Below are 15,682 nucleotides of genomic sequence, written 5' to 3' on the forward strand. Positions count from 1 at the left end.
TTCCTACTATTTTGGATGACGATATTTTCCTAACAATATTTCATCACGGTATTTTTCTAAATCTGGTAGCCCTAACTTTTCGGCAATCGCTAATTCTGCCTCTTTATCGTACTCAACTCTGATAAATTGGATGGAATTAAACGAGCTTGTACCATCAATAATAGCATAAGACGCTGAGGTTAAATCGAGAGAATTGCCAACGCTTCCAACATTACAAAGAATACCTTTTTTGTATGTATGCATAAATGTAGTATGGATATCGCCGTAGAAAATAACATTCGGGCTTCTATCGGGATCAGCTTCATTTAATGTTTCACTATACTCAAACATCGAGAGTAATTTTTCTGACGAGTGAAATGGTAAAATCCGTTCAAATTCACTTCTAGGTGAAGCATGAAAACAACGAATCAACTGACCTTTTAGTTCTACATCAATAGAAAAAGGCAATGACTTTAAATACCGAAAATCTGAGTCCGTTAACCTTTCTTGAAACCACTGAACAAATTCACTATCTGAAGGGTTTTGGATAAAAGTATCCCAGTTGCCTCGAATCACTTTGTGACAATTCTCTTGTACAAGTTTAATACATTCCGAACCCTGTGGACCTTTTCCAATTAAATCCCCTAAACAAAAAATTTGCTCTATTCCTCTACTTCTAATATCTGATAAGACAGCTTCTAATGCCGTTTTATTTCCATGAATATCTGAGATGATTGCTATTTTCATGTTGTACCTCCAATATTTGAGAATGACTAACTATAAATTCGCTGTTGTTGCGTAAGGCCGTACATAGCAATATCAAGCTCCAGCCAACAAATGAAACGATCATAAACATCAGGGTTATCTTTATTAAGATATTACGATTCTCAATCTCTAATAATTTTTTCTACATTCATAGTCGTTACTAAAAGCCACAAGAAAATTACTAATATTTACATTCGACAACTCCTCCCAAATACCTTTGTAGTGAGATAATTCAGCTAAAATTACAGTGCCTATTAAAAAATCTCGCTTCTTCATGATTACGGTCCCTATCAGGCTCTCGCCCACCTATGTACTATCTGTTCAATACTCAGTAGCTTTAACAGAAAAAAGCCCAGAATAATCTGAGCTTTTTATTGGATACTATGTGATTTTTGAAGACTATTGAACCTTAACCTAGTAAAACATCATTTCTCATTTCCCTTATTTTACGACCTTTTTTATTGCCTCAAGCATTTCCACAGCCCGATGCTCAATCGTATGATTTTGATGAGCAAACTGATATCCATTCGCCGTAATTGCCTGTCTTTCTGCTTTATTTGTTAAATAGTACATCGTTTTTTCATAGAAATCATCAACTGTACAAGCAACAAAATTCTTTCCATCAATAAAACCTAATTCTTCAATGTCCTCATTCGTTTCAGCTAAAAGCAAGGTATTACAAGCCAATGCCTCGAAAAATTTAAGGACGGCAATGCCACCTGTCTCATTCCGACTTCCACAAGTATAAAAGATTTTGGCACGATTCAGTTCTTTCGCATAAGCTTCCTTAACAAAATTATTTTCTTCTTCCGTTACACGATGTCCTGGATGGGGATGAAAAACAAAACCATTCTCTCCTAGCATACGTTTCAGCACTTGATCGCGGAACTCATACCTACCTTTTGGTGGAATCATTTTGGGCACTGCCACATTCTTTTCTTGCATTTCTTCTGAAGTAGTGTGAACAAGACCTAATAATAATGATTGAATGTCTTTTGGTTGCTTCCAGTCTTTCATTACCTCTTGATTAATCGCCCAAGGTACCCAACTTAACTTCTCTTCAAATTGTGGAAATACTTTTAAAAAAGGGTTTTTAGTTGGAGAAAAAATAAGATCAATTCGGTTATTTCTTATATACTCTATTCTTTTATCTGGATCCCAGTGAAGGTCAATCACATAGGCACCTTTGGGAATGTTTACGTCTTCCAATCCGGTAATATTAGGACTAAGGCCGTTCCTCCATGCAATATCATAATGTAAGATAAAATCTGGCTCAAATTTCAAAAAATCGATTATTTCATTAATATGGCCATCTTCATGCCAGTAGCGAACAGTGGCTATTTTTTCAAGGGCTTGAATCATGTCCCATTTAGGTTTATGTTTTAAATATTCATAAAACGGTTTGATTAGGATTAGAATTTTTAACCTTTTTTCATACTTCATTTCATCACTCCCTAATACGGTTTCTTATATATCTCCATCTTTTTATCCTATTCTTGTACGATATGTGATGTAATGGGAATGAAACCCAAATTCCAAAAGAAATTTATCCACCCTCTCGATTTAAATAGAATTTTTAAAATTAATAAAAAACAGCCTTTACATTATACAAATATTGTTATATGATCTTTAATATTAAAGAGGAAAGAAGGTGATGGCATATGAAATACGTAAATAAAAACAGACAATCATCTATTTTAATGCTCATCCATCATCCTCAATTATTGATCGGTTAATTTAGAATCGTTTCAACTAGTTAAGCATGCAGTAGCACGGATGATGGGTGACCTTGTCCGGGCTTTTTTTGTATGCATAAAAACACTAGGAGGAACACCATTTGAATTTATTACAATCACGTTTAGCTTATAAAGAGGAAATTAATTTTACAGGAAATGAAGAGCTGCTCGCTCGAGTCATTAATGAACAAAAAGGAAGATATATTGTCGAGACAACTACAGGGCCTCGCTCTGCACTTGTAAAAGGGAAAATGCACTACGAAGCTTTTTCACGAATGGATTACCCTGCAGTTGGTGATTGGGTCATTCTTAGAGATGTCGCCACCACAGATGAAGTTATTATCGATGAAATTCTACCTCGCTATAGTAAAATCACGCGAAAGGTTGCCGGATTAAAAACAGATGTGCAGATAGTAGCAACAAATGTGACGAAGGTTTTTATCGTCGTTAGTGCGGAGGAACCTTTAAATGCCCGGAAACTCGAACGTTATTTGGCAGCCGTTTGGGATAATGGAGCTTCCCCGTTTATTGTATTTTCTAAAGCAGACTTGGCTGAAAATAGCGAACAAATCAAACAGGATGCAGAACTTATCGCCTTTGGGGTACCCGTGTTCTTATGGAGTGCAGAAACAATGGACGGTAAAGAGGAGATTCTCGAACATATTGATACTGAAGATACGATTGTGTTAATTGGCAGCTCTGGCGTCGGAAAATCTACACTGATTAATGCTTTGTTAGAAGCAGACATTCAAAAAACAGGTGCCGTGCGTGCTGAGGATAAAAGAGGAAGACATACAACGACACACCGTGAGCTTCTCCTTCTGCCAACTGGTGGAGTCATTATTGATACGCCTGGAATGAGGGAGCTGCAGCTTTGGGCGGAAGATGACCAATCCTTAAGTGGCTCATTCAATGATATCTCTACCTTATTTGAACAATGTCGATTTGCAGATTGTTCCCATAAAACCGAGCCAGGATGTGCTGTTTTGTCTGCCCTTGAGAACGGGACATTGGAGAACAGTCGATGGCAGAGCTACCTTAAGCTTCAACGAGAACTAGCCTATGCCGAGCGAAAGCAAAATGCACGACTCGCTTCAGAAGAAAAGAAGCGCTGGAAGAAAGTCACGCAAAAGAGGAAAAAGGATAAATATTAAGATTTAAAAAAATAAGCCCCCTAATGAGTGAACGGCTCGTTTTAGGGAAGCTTAGTTTTCCTAGTTATAGCTAGCTAATCCTCTTTGAAGGATTGACTATTGCACGACCATTAGTGGAGCAGCACTAATGGTCTTTTTATCGTCTGTTTTCTTACTTGTATTATGACCGGTCTTTTATTAATTTTAATCATCTCATATCATTTTCTCAATAATCATAGTTGACTTTCCCGAAATCCTTTAAAAGCAATAACCGGTCCCTTCCAATGTTCATTGTCTAAATAATCTTCTTTTAAAACTTCCCCATCACGATAACCACTTACTACTTTTCTCCAAAAATGTTGTGCCGCTATATTTTTAGCAGTCTGCTTAATTTCCCAATTCCCTCTATATTGATTAAAAACTTGATGAGCAACTTTGAGTCCGAGCCCCTGCTTTCTAAACTTCCTCATAATAAAAAAGTCGCTCATCACATGTGTTGTTTCTGCTTTATTTAATTTTGTATATGCTTTTGGTACATCTAAAATTAGCAAAACAAAACCAGCAATTTCGCCATTCACCTTAATTAACAGTGGTCTCCGATAATCCTCCGTCCATTGATGGTCTAAATATTTATAAGAATACACCCCATGCTCTGTCAAAGAGTGCCCCTCACATTCACTGCTATCATATCGATACAACTGAATCAGCTTTTCTAAAATCGACTTATCCTCATAAGGAATAGCTGTTAATGTAAACTCAATACTCAACTAAATCTGCCCTTCCTTTCATTAACTATTTATAAAAAACAACTTGCTCTTTCATAAAATCCAAAACTAAAATGACTTAAATTAATTTAAGGAACATTTTGTAAAAAAAGGAAGTTCCTTTTTACTTAAACTTTTTCCAATCACTTTTTAATAAACTATATGTCACTAGATCTTCAAAATGATCATACAACCATTGTCCTTGCCTTTTTATTCCCTCTTTTTGAAAACCTAACTTCTCGGGAATTGTTCTGCTTTTTTCATTATTGACTGCACATTGGATTTCCACTCGATTTAAATTAATTTCTTCAAATAAATATTTTAAAAGAACACATACCGTTTTTGTGATGATACCTTTTCCTTGCATATTTTCAGCTAGAAAGTAACCAATACTTGTGCTACTATTCTTCCAATCAATAAAATGCAGACAAACCATACCAATCAATTTACCATCATAGCGGATTCCTGCATCAAACCCATTATTTTCTGCATAGTTATGGATCCACATTTTAATTATTGGTTCAAAATCATCAGGGGTCTTCCTTTTATCTACCCAAAGCAGCCATGGTCTTAAATGTTGTCGATTGGAATCCACTAATTCAAATAACTCTTCTTTTTGGTGTTGTTGGATTAATTCTACTGTTATTTTCTGGTCGATCTTAAAGGAAAACAAACACTCACCCCCCCCCCTTATAAATCCAATATTCTGTAAATTAACTTTATCATATCATACATTATCCTATTAATTGATAAAATAGATTTAATAATCATTTATTCCTTTCTCCTACCTCCCTTCGTCCCATAACTGCTATACTATAGAAAAGACTTGAAAGGAAGCCGACTTCTAATGAAACAATACATGCTAGATACTAATTGTATTCGCTATACTGTCTCTAAAAATAAACACTTAAAAAAGGCTTCCAAACGTTTTTTTCAGATGGTCGAGGAAGAAAAGAAAATAAATGAAGTTCACTTAGTCATCCCTGAAGAGGTCAAGGAAGAGCTCATCAACCAAATGTACGGATTTCGAGAAGTGTTTCATAATGAGCGGGAAATAGAAAATATTGAAGCCTTTTTGCCACAGCTAAAAGTTGTGCCAAATGATATTAACTATGAAGAAGAAAAATTGATCCGTAGAATGGCCGCCATTGTCACAACACGTTACCGCACTCCTTTAACTCAGGAAATCAATAAAAATTTCCGCTTTCCATCAGCCTCAGATGCCCGAATATTAGGCTCAGCCCTAAAAACGGATTCCGTTATGGTTACAAATAATACCCGAGAATTTATTCTATTGCTTTTCTTAGCCCAACCAAAGCAACAAATTTTATATGATTTAGAAGAAGGGCAGTACTTAAAAATATCACAAACTCTGTATGATTTAGTCTGGAATGATCCTGAATTTACCCACTTGTATAACGACTTGAACAAGTGTTACTAATAACTTAATTAAATGTTATTAGCTGTTTTTTTATTTTATAGATTATAGCACAAAGAATGCTTAAAACCGCTGACCATTTACTAATTTTCATACCTCAACCCACCCCCACGTTCATTTAATTCAGTCTATACACCCATTAAATTAACATTAATGTATAATTGATACATATCATTATGTTGGATTGGAGGAAAAATGAAAAAAACACTAAAAATAGGGTTACTAATTATAGTGATCGGTTGGCTGCTCTTAATCGTTGCAGGATTTCTCGGGGTGTTTTTTAATAATTAAATAGATAAAGAGAGGTGTTGATGATGAAAGTATTTATAAAAGATGTAGGCAGATCGATTGAGTTATTCTTCTTCGTGGCCATTGGTTTGTATTTAGTGTATAACTTTGGTGAGAGATTCTATGGAACTTACGGAATTACATTCACGGGAAATATTTGGGTTAATTGGTTTGGATTATCCTATTTCTTGTTTGTTCTATATGCCTTATTAATGGGGCTCGTGTTCTTTAAAAATGTGAAATTTTATAACGATTTTTTAACCTCTAAAATGTCTTGGGCTTTATTAGGTGTATCTATTTTTATTCTGGTCATTCCATTTATAAAAGGAGAGAATCCTTTTTAATGAGAGAAAAAATCTTAAATCTAGAGGCTGGGACAGAACCCTCTTCTGATACGAAAAACAGGTAACGTTTATTGGAATCGTAGTGGATGGCGTTCGACTCACCGCTCCCGAAAATCATGCTTCGCGTCCTGTGGGGTGGCACTGAACTAACCGGCTAAGCCGGTGGATTTCAGCCCTGCCACTAGGTCCCACGGGAGTCTTCGCATGTTTTCGTCCGCTAAGACAGAGGATGAATCTTTTCATTCCTTTTGTAATATAAAATAAGAAATTTCCAATAAAAAAGTTAAATGATCGTCATTTTAGTCATTCAACTCTTTTTTTATTGGTTTTGTCCCAGCCTCTTTGGTTTAGTAGTATCTCTTTAGCTACAATCCGAGCTCATAATGATAAAAATTCGTATCCTTTTGATAACCATTTTTTTCATAAAGCCTCTGTGCTGCTTGATTATCTGGTGCAGTACTCAAACTAAGACTCACCGCTCCCGTTTCGATCGCAAATTTCTTTGCTTTCTCTAATAATTGTTCACCTAGGCCACGCTTACGTGCTTCACTAGCAATATACAAATCATTTAAAATCCACGCTCTTTTCATAGATATAGAAGAAAAAGTTGGATAAAGCTGGGTAAACCCTAAATAATACTTATCTTCTTTCACTACAAATATGACTGAATCTTTTTTCTCCAGACGAACTGTTAAGTAAGTTTTAGCCCCCTCAAGATCAGATGCTTGTTCATAAAACTGCCGATAATGATTAAATAAAACGGATACCCCTTCTAAATCTTCCATAGTAGCTTGATAAATTTCCAACGACCTTCACTTCCATTTCTTTTTGATAATTTGATAGTTACAATTCGGGAACCATTTTGGTCCGACTATTAGTGAACACTTTTTGATAACAAATGCATTCATGGACTCTTTGAAACTGCTCTTTCATAAACTCTTTTTTATCTCCAACGAAATGGGCAAAAGCCTGGATAGGATGGAGGTCAGGAAACTTACCTACCAATGTTCTTTTTATTTCATCACTTGTTTCCAGATAAACATGTAAATAAGAATGAACATTTGCAAAACCTTGTTTGTTATACCAATCATTTACCCAGTCATCATCTCTTGTCCACGCTTCAAAATAATGAAGTCCTTTTCTTTGAGCTATTATTTCAGCCTCATGTAAAAGTTTGGAAGCTATCCCTTTTCGACGAAAGTCAGGGTGCACAGCTATATGCCAGATCATTCCACCAAGCCCCGTACTTTTTGAACATATCGTTTTTCTCTTAAGCTCATATTCAATGTCTAATAATCCAACTATTTGGTTATCAACAATAGAGACTAATTCAATGGCTGGATTTTCATACGTTTCTTTTTCCTTCAGTACATTGTCAAAATAAGCCGTATCTAAAAAAGCTAAAACGCGACATCGAATCCATCCTGTTTCATCTTCTTTTTTATATTGTCTAATCTTCATAAAAGCTCCTTCCACATGTTTAGACCGACCTGTTTTATTAAGTGTGGACCCATTTACTTGGATTATTAGATATCTATTTCAGTCATTATAGCATGAATTTCCAATTTAATAGCTACATCGCCTTACTTAAAAGCCTAAGTTATCAGAATTTATCAAACTTAATAAGACTCACCTACCTCATTTTGTTCCTTTCTTATTTACGATACTAAAGACAACAAATAATAACCAATCAACAAAGCCACCGCCCAAATAAAAAGAGCCGATATTTTATTAATAAGGTTTAACCACTTCCCTGACTGGTCCAGTCTCTTTACCACTTTTCCAAGATAGGAGAGTAATAAGAACACAATCCATGAAACTAAGATACAAGCTATAGTAAAGGCGATTTTTTCTTCTATTAATTGATAAGGAAGTGAGCTTGTTCCAATCACACCGACTGTATCCATCAGAGCATGAGGATTTAATAAGGAAACCGACATCGCAAATGTTACCTGCTTTCGAGTAGAAAGAGCTCTCGATTTCTCATGGACAGTGTGGTTGGACGTTTTCCAAATCGTGAACCCCATATAAAGTAAAAAGAGAAAGCCAACTAAATATAAAATGAGTTGCACTGTCGGAAACGTCATCACAAATACAGAGACACCCATCACCGCCAATATAATTAACACCGTATCACAAAGAGCAGCTGTAATGACGACTGGCAGTGTTTGTACCCACTTGGGCTGAGTAGCGCCTTGATTAAAGATAAATAAATTTTGTGGACCAAGCGGTAGAATTAAACCAAGTGATAAAATAAAACCGTGAATAAAAGCAATAATCATGTTGGATATTCCCCTTTCTTTTGCTCTACCGACGATGATATGCTAAAGACAAAAGAAGGAAAACAACCAATTAATAAAAGATCAAACCAACCAATTTTATAAGGAGTTTTAATGATGAGTTGGAAACCAAACCGTTCGTCTTCTCAAAGTCTATACGAACAAATTAAATCATGGATGATTACCAAAATTAATCAGGGCGAATGGGTCATCGGTGAAAAGCTACCGACACAGCGAAAACTTGCTGAACAGTTAGAAGTAAATAGGAGTACGATTATTCAAGTATTGGAGGAATTAAAAGCAGAGGGCATTCTTGCTTCAAAACAAGGTGGATATACTTATGTAAAGAGCAAAAGCTGGAATCAATTTATTAAGAACCAACCAAAATTAAATTGGTCTAGAACGATCAATCAAGGCTTGTATAAATCAAACCTCGACACGATTCAGAAAGTGAATGAGTATGAATTTTCACCTGGAATTATTCGTTTAGGGACAGGGGAAATGTCACCAGATTTAATGCCCGCTAAATTAATCAAAAATGCAATAGTAAATATCCAGCTAGACTCAACCAATTTAGGCTATTCTGAGTCACAAGGGGACCTGGTATTACGCGAGTCTTTGTCCAAGCATCTTCTCAAAAGAGGATTACACACATCACCTGAAAACATTTTAATCGTGTCTGGAGCCTTGCAAGCCTTACAGTTAATCTCGTTAGGTTTGTTAGACGCCAAGTCCTACATTTTTTATGATCGGCCTTCTTATTTGCCATCGATTCCTTCTGTACATTCATTATATTGTGCACAATTAAAGGATAACCAGAACAAAGGGTTTTACTATACGATCCCAACATTAAATAATCCTACTGGTGACATTTTAAACATAGAAGAAAGGAAAGAAATTCTCTCTTCCACAAACATGCCGATTATTGAAGATGATGTTTATCATGAATTAACCTTTGAACATGCCCCAAATGCACTGAAGTCCTTCGACCATGATGGCCAAGTGATTTATATCGGTAGTGTATCGAAGGTTATAAGCCCAGGACTAAGAATTGGTTGGGTTGTCGCTCCAACATTGGTCATCAATCGGCTAGCAGACTTAAAAATGCAGCTTGATTACGGATGTAGTACATTATCACAACAAGTGATTTCGAATTTATTAAACACAGCTGCCTATGATGATCATGTGACTCACCTACGCCAACAATTAAAAGAGCGGGCCTCTTTTATGGAGAATCTATTAGAAAAACTTTTTTCACCTATTTCAACATGGAACACTCCCAAAGGTGGCTATTATATTTGGATAAAATTTGAAAAGCCTGTCATTACGAAATCCCTTTTTCAAAATTTGCTTAAGAAAAACATTTTAATCAACCCAGGCTATCTTTATTACCCAAAAGACTATTACCACTTAAGACTGTCATTTGCGTACTGCACATTTGAAGAGATGGAACATGGATTATCACTGTTATATGAAGAAGTAATGAAGGTTATTTAATAACTTAGTACCTAGTTATCGTAAGCCCCGTTTTCAGAATGGAGCCAACATACAATCAGGAAAATAACTTAATGCTCTTTTAATTCTGTATTTCTAATTCATCTAAACTGTCGTCGGTGTTCCTTGATGAAAAACCATTTGCCACTTGTCTTCTTTTCGTCTCCAGATTGAGTTCCTTATAGAAGATATATTATCGGTATGTCTGAGCGTTTTGTTACGTCTGTAGAAATAACATTTAGACCTAAGTTTACTATTATTCTTAAAGAACAAATTAATGATTAATCGAATTTATTCAATTAGAAATTTAATATGAACGGGATGGAACTAAACAAAACTCTCATTATAAATCCATCCCCTTCTAACGGCATTTAAATCAAAGCTATAAAGTAGCTTCTTCTTAAGTATCATTGTCCTTTTTATATTCAAGAATATCACCAGGTTGACAGTCTAATGCTTTGCAAATCGCATCTAAAGTCGAGAGGCGGATCGCTTTTGCCTTGCCATTTTTCAAAACAGAAAGATTCGCCATCGTGATTCCTACTTTTCCTGATAGCTCTGTTACACTCATCTTTCTTTTCGCTAACATCACATCAATGTTGATTATAATCGACATAGTTATCACCTCAAACTGTCAGATCATTTTCTAGTTTTATATCTATAGCACCTTCTAATAGCGTTTGGAGAACCGCAGAAAAGACTGCAATAACTAGTGAAGAAAAAATAATAATGATCCCGACAAGCCCAATTCCAGGATGTAATGCATTTAACGTTACCAGAAGAATACTCCCCATTACATATAAAATGCTAATCATCATTGCACAGTATTTAATATTTTTCAACGCTATTACAGAGGAGGTTGAGAAGACACTATTTTTATCAATGTATTTTAAAAGCCTTAATGCTTGGTATAAAGCAAAGAAAAATGGAATTGTCGTTACATATAAACCAATTAAGACCGGATAATGTAAATACGCATATTCAGGAGCCACTTTTACCGATTCATTAGCTATCCAAGGTAACCAAAATATAGACAAAGCAAATATAATAATCCCAATCAGAATAACAACTACCTTTAAAAAAATCGTTTTCCCTCGTACCATAAAAACACCTCACTTGTTTATCGTTATTTTTAATATATTATAAATTTTATCGAATAACAATAAATTATTATCCTTTTACAACAATATATTAATACCTTAACGATTGTGTAAAAAAATGTTATCATCGATAGAGAATTCCATTTTAAATTAAGAAAAGAGGTTAAAAGTATGCAGTACGACATTCCGTGGGGATCAATCCTTTATCAGATAATTTCTGTTGGACTTATTATCTTGTTCGTTTATTTGATTATAAAGCTAGTCATGAATTCAAAAGAAAAAAAGAATCAACAAAAAGAGCTTGAACAGAAATTGGATAAAGTAATAGGAATACTGGAGAAAGAAAAGAAATAGAAAGCCCATGCTAAAATGGCCACAAAACGAAGACTGCTAGTCGCCCCGTAGTATTCGTTTTGTATAGAGTGAAAAGGGTGCCAAAAAGGATAGTGTGAACTGTTGGTCTTGTTCACCTACCCTTTTTTTAAAGCCTTGATTCGTTTTGTTCATACTTCATATATAAGTAATAGTTAATTCCGCTGAGCTTGCTATGTTTTTGCTTAACACGTTTAACCTCTTTAAACCCTAGTTTTTCGTATAATTTAATCGCACCTGTATTGATATCTGCAACTCCGTCGAGAATGTACTCATTGTACTCTGGCAAAGCAAAGAGATGGTTTTTTTATAATGGCTGATGCGACACCTCTTCTTCTATATTTCTCGGCCGTTGCGACAAAACCAACGGAGGCCACCTTTTCTCCAGTTTTAGTGGACGGTTGTTGAAACTCTTTTTTGAAGACGATATTAGCAATCGTTCCTTTATACAGCCCTAAGTGCTTTCTTAATTCTTTTTGTCATGGTTAATCGATTGGGTGTGACCATCTGATAACACCGTAATACCTGCAACCTCTCCATCAATCAAAGCAACATAAAAAACATCAAGATTAAACATATGTTCTAAAGCCTTAGCGAGCTTCTTTTTATCCTTTGAAAAAAACCTAAGGTCATGACCAAACCCATCAACAAAAGCCTGACTTACCATTTCCCTTGCCTTTTCACCTAATTCACTCGCTCGTTTGATTTCCATCATCATTTGCCTCCTTCATAAGAAATGCCATGACGATTTTAGGATTCGGAGAGATAAAACGTTCCTTCATCGTTAACCTAATATTTGTAAGGCCTTGTAATGTAGCTAAATAAAAGAAGGCCATCTCCTTTTCATCTCCGTCTTTAAATTGTCCAAGCGTTTGACCCTTTTTAATCAAAATAGCCAATTGATTCAGCATCGCTTCACTTTGTTCATTTAAAAATTTCACTTCTGGTGGTGGATTCTCCATTGTACTAGCCTGATTCATAAGCATAAGAAACTCCGAAAATTGCTCATTTTTGTTGAGATCATTTAAAATCTCCAACGTTAACCTTTGAATAATTTCTGTTGGGGAAGCATCACTCTGAAACATTTCAACATTTTCTTTCAAGCCAGTTGCGGCCACGTTAACAAGTTCATTAAACAAATGATCCTTCGATTTATAATGACGATACATAAGACCTGTACTAACTTGAGCCTTGTTTGCAATATCCTGAACACTCGTTGCCGAAAACCCTTTTTGAGTAAATAATTTGATCGCAGCTGATTGAATTTTTTCTCTTGTAGCCATTCTCATAGCCTCATACTGTTCCTTTGTTCTAGGCATTAAAACCACCTCTTTTAATGAATGAATATATATTCATTATAAAACCACTTATCCAAATGTCAACTAACCTTTTACCCATTAAGCTTTTTTTAGTAACTACCACCATTTGTCCGTAGCCACTTCCCTTTTTAAAGAAATGATGCTATACTGATCTAGCGATGAGCTAATTTGCATAAGACGAGATTGACATGCCTTAATGGCAGGCACAAATGTGGAGTGCCGTCTCTCGCCGCAAAACGCCAAAAAAGACGTCCGAATGGACGTCTTTTTTTCATTATTCTTAAGTAATCGAGCTTGCTGATTTACACAAAATATAACCTGCCTTATTTAACTTTTGTCTCTTAAAGCCTTTTTCGTAAATTCATATCCAAGCCCACTACTAGCTCCAGTTATAAACCATACCCTTAATTTATTCTTACTTGCAGATGTCATTATACATCTTCCTCCCTTTTATAAAAAACACTTATTAACAAACAAAAAGCACAGGCAGCGGCCTATGCTCAACATAAATAAAATGAAACTTTAAGAGAATACCCATTATATTTACAACTCTTACCTCAAAACGAATCATTGAATCGCTTCAAAAAATATTTGACAAAATGATCGAATATTGGTTGTAATGACTTAATGTAGGTAAACAAAAAAGAGGGTCATTGAGCCTCTTTTTGCACCACATATAAATGGTTTTCCTCTAAAAGACAGATCAATTCTATTATCTCGGCATAAGCAGAGCCTTTGAACGTATTAAATTAACGCTTCAAAGTTAGAATGATCGATCAAAAGGAAAACCTCCGTTCACTAAAGTTACCTAAACTTCAACAGTAATTACAACAACCGTCAACCCCATTTAAGAATCGGCTAATAAAAACCTCCTTCAATATAATCGGAAACATCTACCGCTCGTTCCTTTATCAAAAAATCACCTTATCCCCATCACAGCCCCAAAATATTGCTGGCCGATTGTAAAACAAATAAACGCACATAATTCACTAATTTCCTTATCGGAAAAACCTTCTTTTAACACAGCAAACATCGGCTCTGACATCTTTCCATTTTGTTTGACTACCACCTCAGCAAACCCGACGGCTAATGACGTTTTTTCATCAAAAATAGCTGTATTTGGTCCACCTTTTGCCTTGCAGTATTCACAATGATTTTGCTGCGCAAGACTTCTTCGTACTTGTTCTTTTAGTTGAGCAGATAAACTACCGTCCTTTTCAAGTTCATCTCCTAAATCGGTCCATTTAGTTAATATATTTCGATTATGACCAAGCAGTTGTTGGAACGATGTTTGACCGTATGCAGATTTTTTTATTCTATCCACTTCATCTCCTCCTTTAATACATCTAAATATAATCAATATAAAGTTGTTTCTCTATAAAGTTTTTAAGGTATTATGTATGTATACTTAAATATTTCAAGGAAATGAGAGGTATCAGCATTAAAAATGAAAATTGATGAAATAGATAAAAAAATCATTGAGGAACTAATGACAAACAGTCGTATATCAATGACTGAATTGGGGAAAAGAGTAAGTTTGTCATCACCAACTGTTACAGAAAGAGTTAGACAAATGGAATACTATGGCCTCATAAAAAAATATACGTTAGAAGTCGATTATGAGAAGTTAGGACTCCCCGTACAATGTATCATTGAAGCCACGATAAAAAATGGAGAATATCAACGATTTAAAACTTATATTAAGCAACTACCTAATGTTGAATTCTGTTACCGAATAGCTGGAAATTCTTGTTTTATGCTTAAAATGCATTTTGAGAAAATCGGTGATGTTGAACAATTTATTGATAATGTCAATCCACTTGCTCACACCTCGACCTATTTTATTTTCTCCAAGGTTTGATAGAGTTAACTAATGAGGCCATTGAAAAAGTCTTGTTAGTTAGAATAGGTTTGGAGCATGTAGCTTACCGCCAGCTACATGCCACAGCAATCGTGGGTGAGTCGGGAGCCTCCGGGGCTTCTCACTTGCTCTATTTTGGATGAGTTTCTTACGTCATAATCTTTCTGCCTTTTTGCCAGCACAAATGACTTTTAAAGGGATATTACTCTTCTGTTCAACCCGATCTTTTAGCTGCTGCAAACTCTCCATGAACTCATCATAATTTCCTTCAATCGTAAACTGCTGGTTATATGTGGCTTGAAACTGGTGCGACATCGTCGGAAGAAATCTTTCTTTATAAAGCTCCGGTGTTGAATCAATCAAAACTAATCCTCCCACTTTATGAGGATAAGTAGAAGCAAATAATCTTGCATTTACACCACCAAATGAATGACCTACTAATATGTATGGAAGTTCAATATCAAGGTAGTTTAGGAGTGAATTCAACTCCTCTACCATCTGCAGACTCGTCCTAGGATGGCCGCTTTTTTCACTTTTCCCTAACCCAGCCCTATCATAAACAAGAACATTTGCCAATTCAGATAATTCATTCACGATACTATCCCAAGTCGTCGAATTATCACCATAACCAGCTTCCATAATGATAGTTGGCTTGTGTTCGTGATTTTTATATAACTTCACAAATAAATGAGTGTCGTTTACTGGAACAATGATTTCTTTCACCTAATTATGGTTTTGTTTAGGCATTTCATTCCTCCTATAAGAACTATGACAAAAAAGCCTGACATAGTAAAAATCAGGCTCAATTAA

General features: G+C 35.4%; 19 protein-coding genes. 6 read left to right on the forward strand and 13 right to left on the reverse strand.

Features of this window, described 5'->3' with window-relative positions:
• Positions 1 to 6 precede the first annotated feature (6 nt).
• Positions 7 to 726 (reverse strand): metallophosphoesterase family protein, encoded by a 720-nt coding sequence (locus BALCAV_RS04455; protein ID WP_003323066.1) that lies wholly within the window; start codon positions 724 to 726, stop codon positions 7 to 9.
• 459 nt (positions 727 to 1,185) lie between these two features.
• Positions 1,186 to 2,187, reverse strand: coding sequence for a glycosyltransferase family protein (locus tag BALCAV_RS04460; RefSeq protein ID WP_003323065.1), 1,002 nt, complete (start codon positions 2,185 to 2,187; stop codon positions 1,186 to 1,188).
• Between the two features lie 394 nt (positions 2,188 to 2,581).
• Between BALCAV_RS04460 and rsgA the strand changes: the two genes are divergently transcribed.
• Positions 2,582 to 3,634, forward strand: a complete 1,053-nt coding sequence (rsgA, locus tag BALCAV_RS04465; RefSeq protein WP_003323064.1) for a ribosome small subunit-dependent GTPase A — start codon at positions 2,582 to 2,584, stop codon at positions 3,632 to 3,634.
• A gap of 212 nt (positions 3,635 to 3,846) precedes the next feature.
• On the opposite strand, the gene BALCAV_RS04470 is transcribed toward rsgA, so the two are convergent.
• Positions 3,847 to 4,380 (reverse strand): GNAT family N-acetyltransferase, encoded by a 534-nt coding sequence (locus tag BALCAV_RS04470; RefSeq protein WP_003323063.1) that lies wholly within the window; start codon positions 4,378 to 4,380, stop codon positions 3,847 to 3,849.
• Between the two features lie 121 nt (positions 4,381 to 4,501).
• Positions 4,502 to 5,050 (reverse strand): GNAT family N-acetyltransferase, encoded by a 549-nt coding sequence (locus BALCAV_RS04475; RefSeq protein WP_003323062.1) that lies wholly within the window; start codon positions 5,048 to 5,050, stop codon positions 4,502 to 4,504.
• A gap of 174 nt (positions 5,051 to 5,224) precedes the next feature.
• On the opposite strand from BALCAV_RS04475, the gene BALCAV_RS04480 reads away from it, so the two are divergent.
• Positions 5,225 to 5,818: a PIN domain-containing protein gene (locus BALCAV_RS04480; protein WP_003323060.1), complete on the forward strand. Its 594-nt coding sequence runs from the start codon at positions 5,225 to 5,227 to the stop codon at positions 5,816 to 5,818.
• Positions 5,819 to 6,129: 311 nt separating this feature from the next.
• Positions 6,130 to 6,447, forward strand: a complete 318-nt coding sequence (locus BALCAV_RS04485; RefSeq protein WP_003323059.1) for a hypothetical protein — start codon at positions 6,130 to 6,132, stop codon at positions 6,445 to 6,447.
• 365 nt (positions 6,448 to 6,812) lie between these two features.
• Here the strand turns inward: BALCAV_RS04485 and BALCAV_RS04490 are convergent, their stop codons facing one another.
• The 3 genes from BALCAV_RS04490 to BALCAV_RS04500 all read right to left on the reverse strand — a co-directional run bounded on the left by BALCAV_RS04490 (position 6,813) and on the right by BALCAV_RS04500 (position 8,729).
• A complete protein-coding gene (locus BALCAV_RS04490; RefSeq protein ID WP_003323755.1) occupies positions 6,813 to 7,253 on the reverse strand; it encodes a GNAT family N-acetyltransferase in 441 nt (146 codons plus the stop codon).
• Between the two features lie 37 nt (positions 7,254 to 7,290).
• Complete coding sequence (locus tag BALCAV_RS04495) at positions 7,291 to 7,908, reverse strand: GNAT family N-acetyltransferase (RefSeq protein WP_003323753.1); 618 nt, start codon at positions 7,906 to 7,908, stop codon at positions 7,291 to 7,293.
• A gap of 197 nt (positions 7,909 to 8,105) precedes the next feature.
• Positions 8,106 to 8,729 (reverse strand): LysE/ArgO family amino acid transporter, encoded by a 624-nt coding sequence (locus BALCAV_RS04500; RefSeq protein ID WP_003323752.1) that lies wholly within the window; start codon positions 8,727 to 8,729, stop codon positions 8,106 to 8,108.
• A 114-nt stretch (positions 8,730 to 8,843) separates the two neighbouring features.
• Here BALCAV_RS04500 and BALCAV_RS04505 point away from each other — a divergent pair, with 114 nt between their 5' ends.
• Positions 8,844 to 10,223 carry an aminotransferase-like domain-containing protein gene (locus BALCAV_RS04505; protein WP_003323751.1) on the forward strand — a complete coding sequence of 460 codons (1,380 nt, stop codon included), beginning with the start codon at positions 8,844 to 8,846 and terminating at the stop codon, positions 10,221 to 10,223.
• Positions 10,224 to 10,620: 397 nt separating this feature from the next.
• Here BALCAV_RS04505 and BALCAV_RS04510 read toward each other — a convergent pair whose 3' ends face one another.
• Positions 10,621 to 10,836, reverse strand: a complete 216-nt coding sequence (locus BALCAV_RS04510) for a helix-turn-helix domain-containing protein (protein WP_003323750.1) — start codon at positions 10,834 to 10,836, stop codon at positions 10,621 to 10,623.
• A gap of 10 nt (positions 10,837 to 10,846) precedes the next feature.
• Positions 10,847 to 11,323, reverse strand: a complete 477-nt coding sequence (locus tag BALCAV_RS04515; protein ID WP_003323749.1) for a DUF2975 domain-containing protein — start codon at positions 11,321 to 11,323, stop codon at positions 10,847 to 10,849.
• Between the two features lie 168 nt (positions 11,324 to 11,491).
• Here BALCAV_RS04515 and BALCAV_RS04520 point away from each other — a divergent pair, with 168 nt between their 5' ends.
• A complete protein-coding gene (locus tag BALCAV_RS04520; protein WP_003323748.1) occupies positions 11,492 to 11,674 on the forward strand; it encodes a DUF4083 family protein in 183 nt (60 codons plus the stop codon).
• A 484-nt stretch (positions 11,675 to 12,158) separates the two neighbouring features.
• Here the strand turns inward: BALCAV_RS04520 and BALCAV_RS22685 are convergent, their stop codons facing one another.
• The 3 genes from BALCAV_RS22685 to BALCAV_RS04535 form a co-directional block, all read right to left on the reverse strand.
• A complete protein-coding gene (locus BALCAV_RS22685; RefSeq protein ID WP_003323747.1) occupies positions 12,159 to 12,404 on the reverse strand; it encodes a hypothetical protein in 246 nt (81 codons plus the stop codon).
• Complete coding sequence (locus BALCAV_RS04530) at positions 12,382 to 13,011, reverse strand: TetR/AcrR family transcriptional regulator (protein ID WP_003323746.1); 630 nt, start codon at positions 13,009 to 13,011, stop codon at positions 12,382 to 12,384. The genes BALCAV_RS22685 and BALCAV_RS04530 overlap by 23 nt, the downstream gene beginning before the upstream one ends.
• 919 nt (positions 13,012 to 13,930) lie before the next feature.
• The gene (locus BALCAV_RS04535) at positions 13,931 to 14,335 is read right to left on the reverse strand and encodes a carboxymuconolactone decarboxylase family protein (protein WP_003323743.1); all 405 of its coding nucleotides are present in this window, start codon (positions 14,333 to 14,335) and stop codon (positions 13,931 to 13,933) included.
• A 123-nt stretch (positions 14,336 to 14,458) separates the two neighbouring features.
• Here BALCAV_RS04535 and BALCAV_RS04540 point away from each other — a divergent pair, with 123 nt between their 5' ends.
• Positions 14,459 to 14,872, forward strand: a complete 414-nt coding sequence (locus tag BALCAV_RS04540) for an Lrp/AsnC family transcriptional regulator (protein ID WP_003323742.1) — start codon at positions 14,459 to 14,461, stop codon at positions 14,870 to 14,872.
• A gap of 153 nt (positions 14,873 to 15,025) precedes the next feature.
• Here the strand turns inward: BALCAV_RS04540 and BALCAV_RS04545 are convergent, their stop codons facing one another.
• Positions 15,026 to 15,595 carry an alpha/beta fold hydrolase gene (locus BALCAV_RS04545; protein WP_052044337.1) on the reverse strand — a complete coding sequence of 190 codons (570 nt, stop codon included), beginning with the start codon at positions 15,593 to 15,595 and terminating at the stop codon, positions 15,026 to 15,028.
• Positions 15,596 to 15,682 lie beyond the last annotated feature (87 nt).

The organism is Alkalihalobacillus alcalophilus ATCC 27647 = CGMCC 1.3604, assembly GCF_000292245.2.
GTDB classification, from domain to species: domain Bacteria; phylum Bacillota; class Bacilli; order Bacillales; family Bacillaceae_D; genus Alkalihalobacillus; species Alkalihalobacillus alcalophilus.

Bases quoted from the DNA above. Each gene is read 5' to 3' on its own strand.
- BALCAV_RS04460 (WP_003323065.1), bottom strand. From the start codon at position 2,187: ATGAAGTATGAAAAAAGGTTAAAAATTCTAATCCTAATCAAACCGTTT.
- BALCAV_RS04530 (WP_003323746.1), bottom strand. From the start codon at position 13,011: ATGCCTAGAACAAAGGAACAGTATGAGGCTATGAGAATGGCTACAAGA.
- BALCAV_RS04505 (WP_003323751.1), top strand. From the start codon at position 8,844: ATGAGTTGGAAACCAAACCGTTCGTCTTCTCAAAGTCTATACGAACAA.
- BALCAV_RS04485 (WP_003323059.1), top strand. From the start codon at position 6,130: ATGAAAGTATTTATAAAAGATGTAGGCAGATCGATTGAGTTATTCTTC.
- BALCAV_RS04510 (WP_003323750.1), bottom strand. From the start codon at position 10,836: ATGTCGATTATAATCAACATTGATGTGATGTTAGCGAAAAGAAAGATG.
- BALCAV_RS04520 (WP_003323748.1), top strand. From the start codon at position 11,492: ATGCAGTACGACATTCCGTGGGGATCAATCCTTTATCAGATAATTTCT.
- BALCAV_RS04455 (WP_003323066.1), bottom strand. From the start codon at position 726: ATGAAAATAGCAATCATCTCAGATATTCATGGAAATAAAACGGCATTA.
- BALCAV_RS22685 (WP_003323747.1), bottom strand. From the start codon at position 12,404: ATGGAAATCAAACGAGCGAGTGAATTAGGTGAAAAGGCAAGGGAAATG.
- BALCAV_RS04500 (WP_003323752.1), bottom strand. From the start codon at position 8,729: ATGATTATTGCTTTTATTCACGGTTTTATTTTATCACTTGGTTTAATT.
- BALCAV_RS04515 (WP_003323749.1), bottom strand. From the start codon at position 11,323: ATGGTACGAGGGAAAACGATTTTTTTAAAGGTAGTTGTTATTCTGATT.
- BALCAV_RS04495 (WP_003323753.1), bottom strand. From the start codon at position 7,908: ATGAAGATTAGACAATATAAAAAAGAAGATGAAACAGGATGGATTCGA.
- BALCAV_RS04480 (WP_003323060.1), top strand. From the start codon at position 5,225: ATGAAACAATACATGCTAGATACTAATTGTATTCGCTATACTGTCTCT.
- BALCAV_RS04540 (WP_003323742.1), top strand. From the start codon at position 14,459: ATGAAAATTGATGAAATAGATAAAAAAATCATTGAGGAACTAATGACA.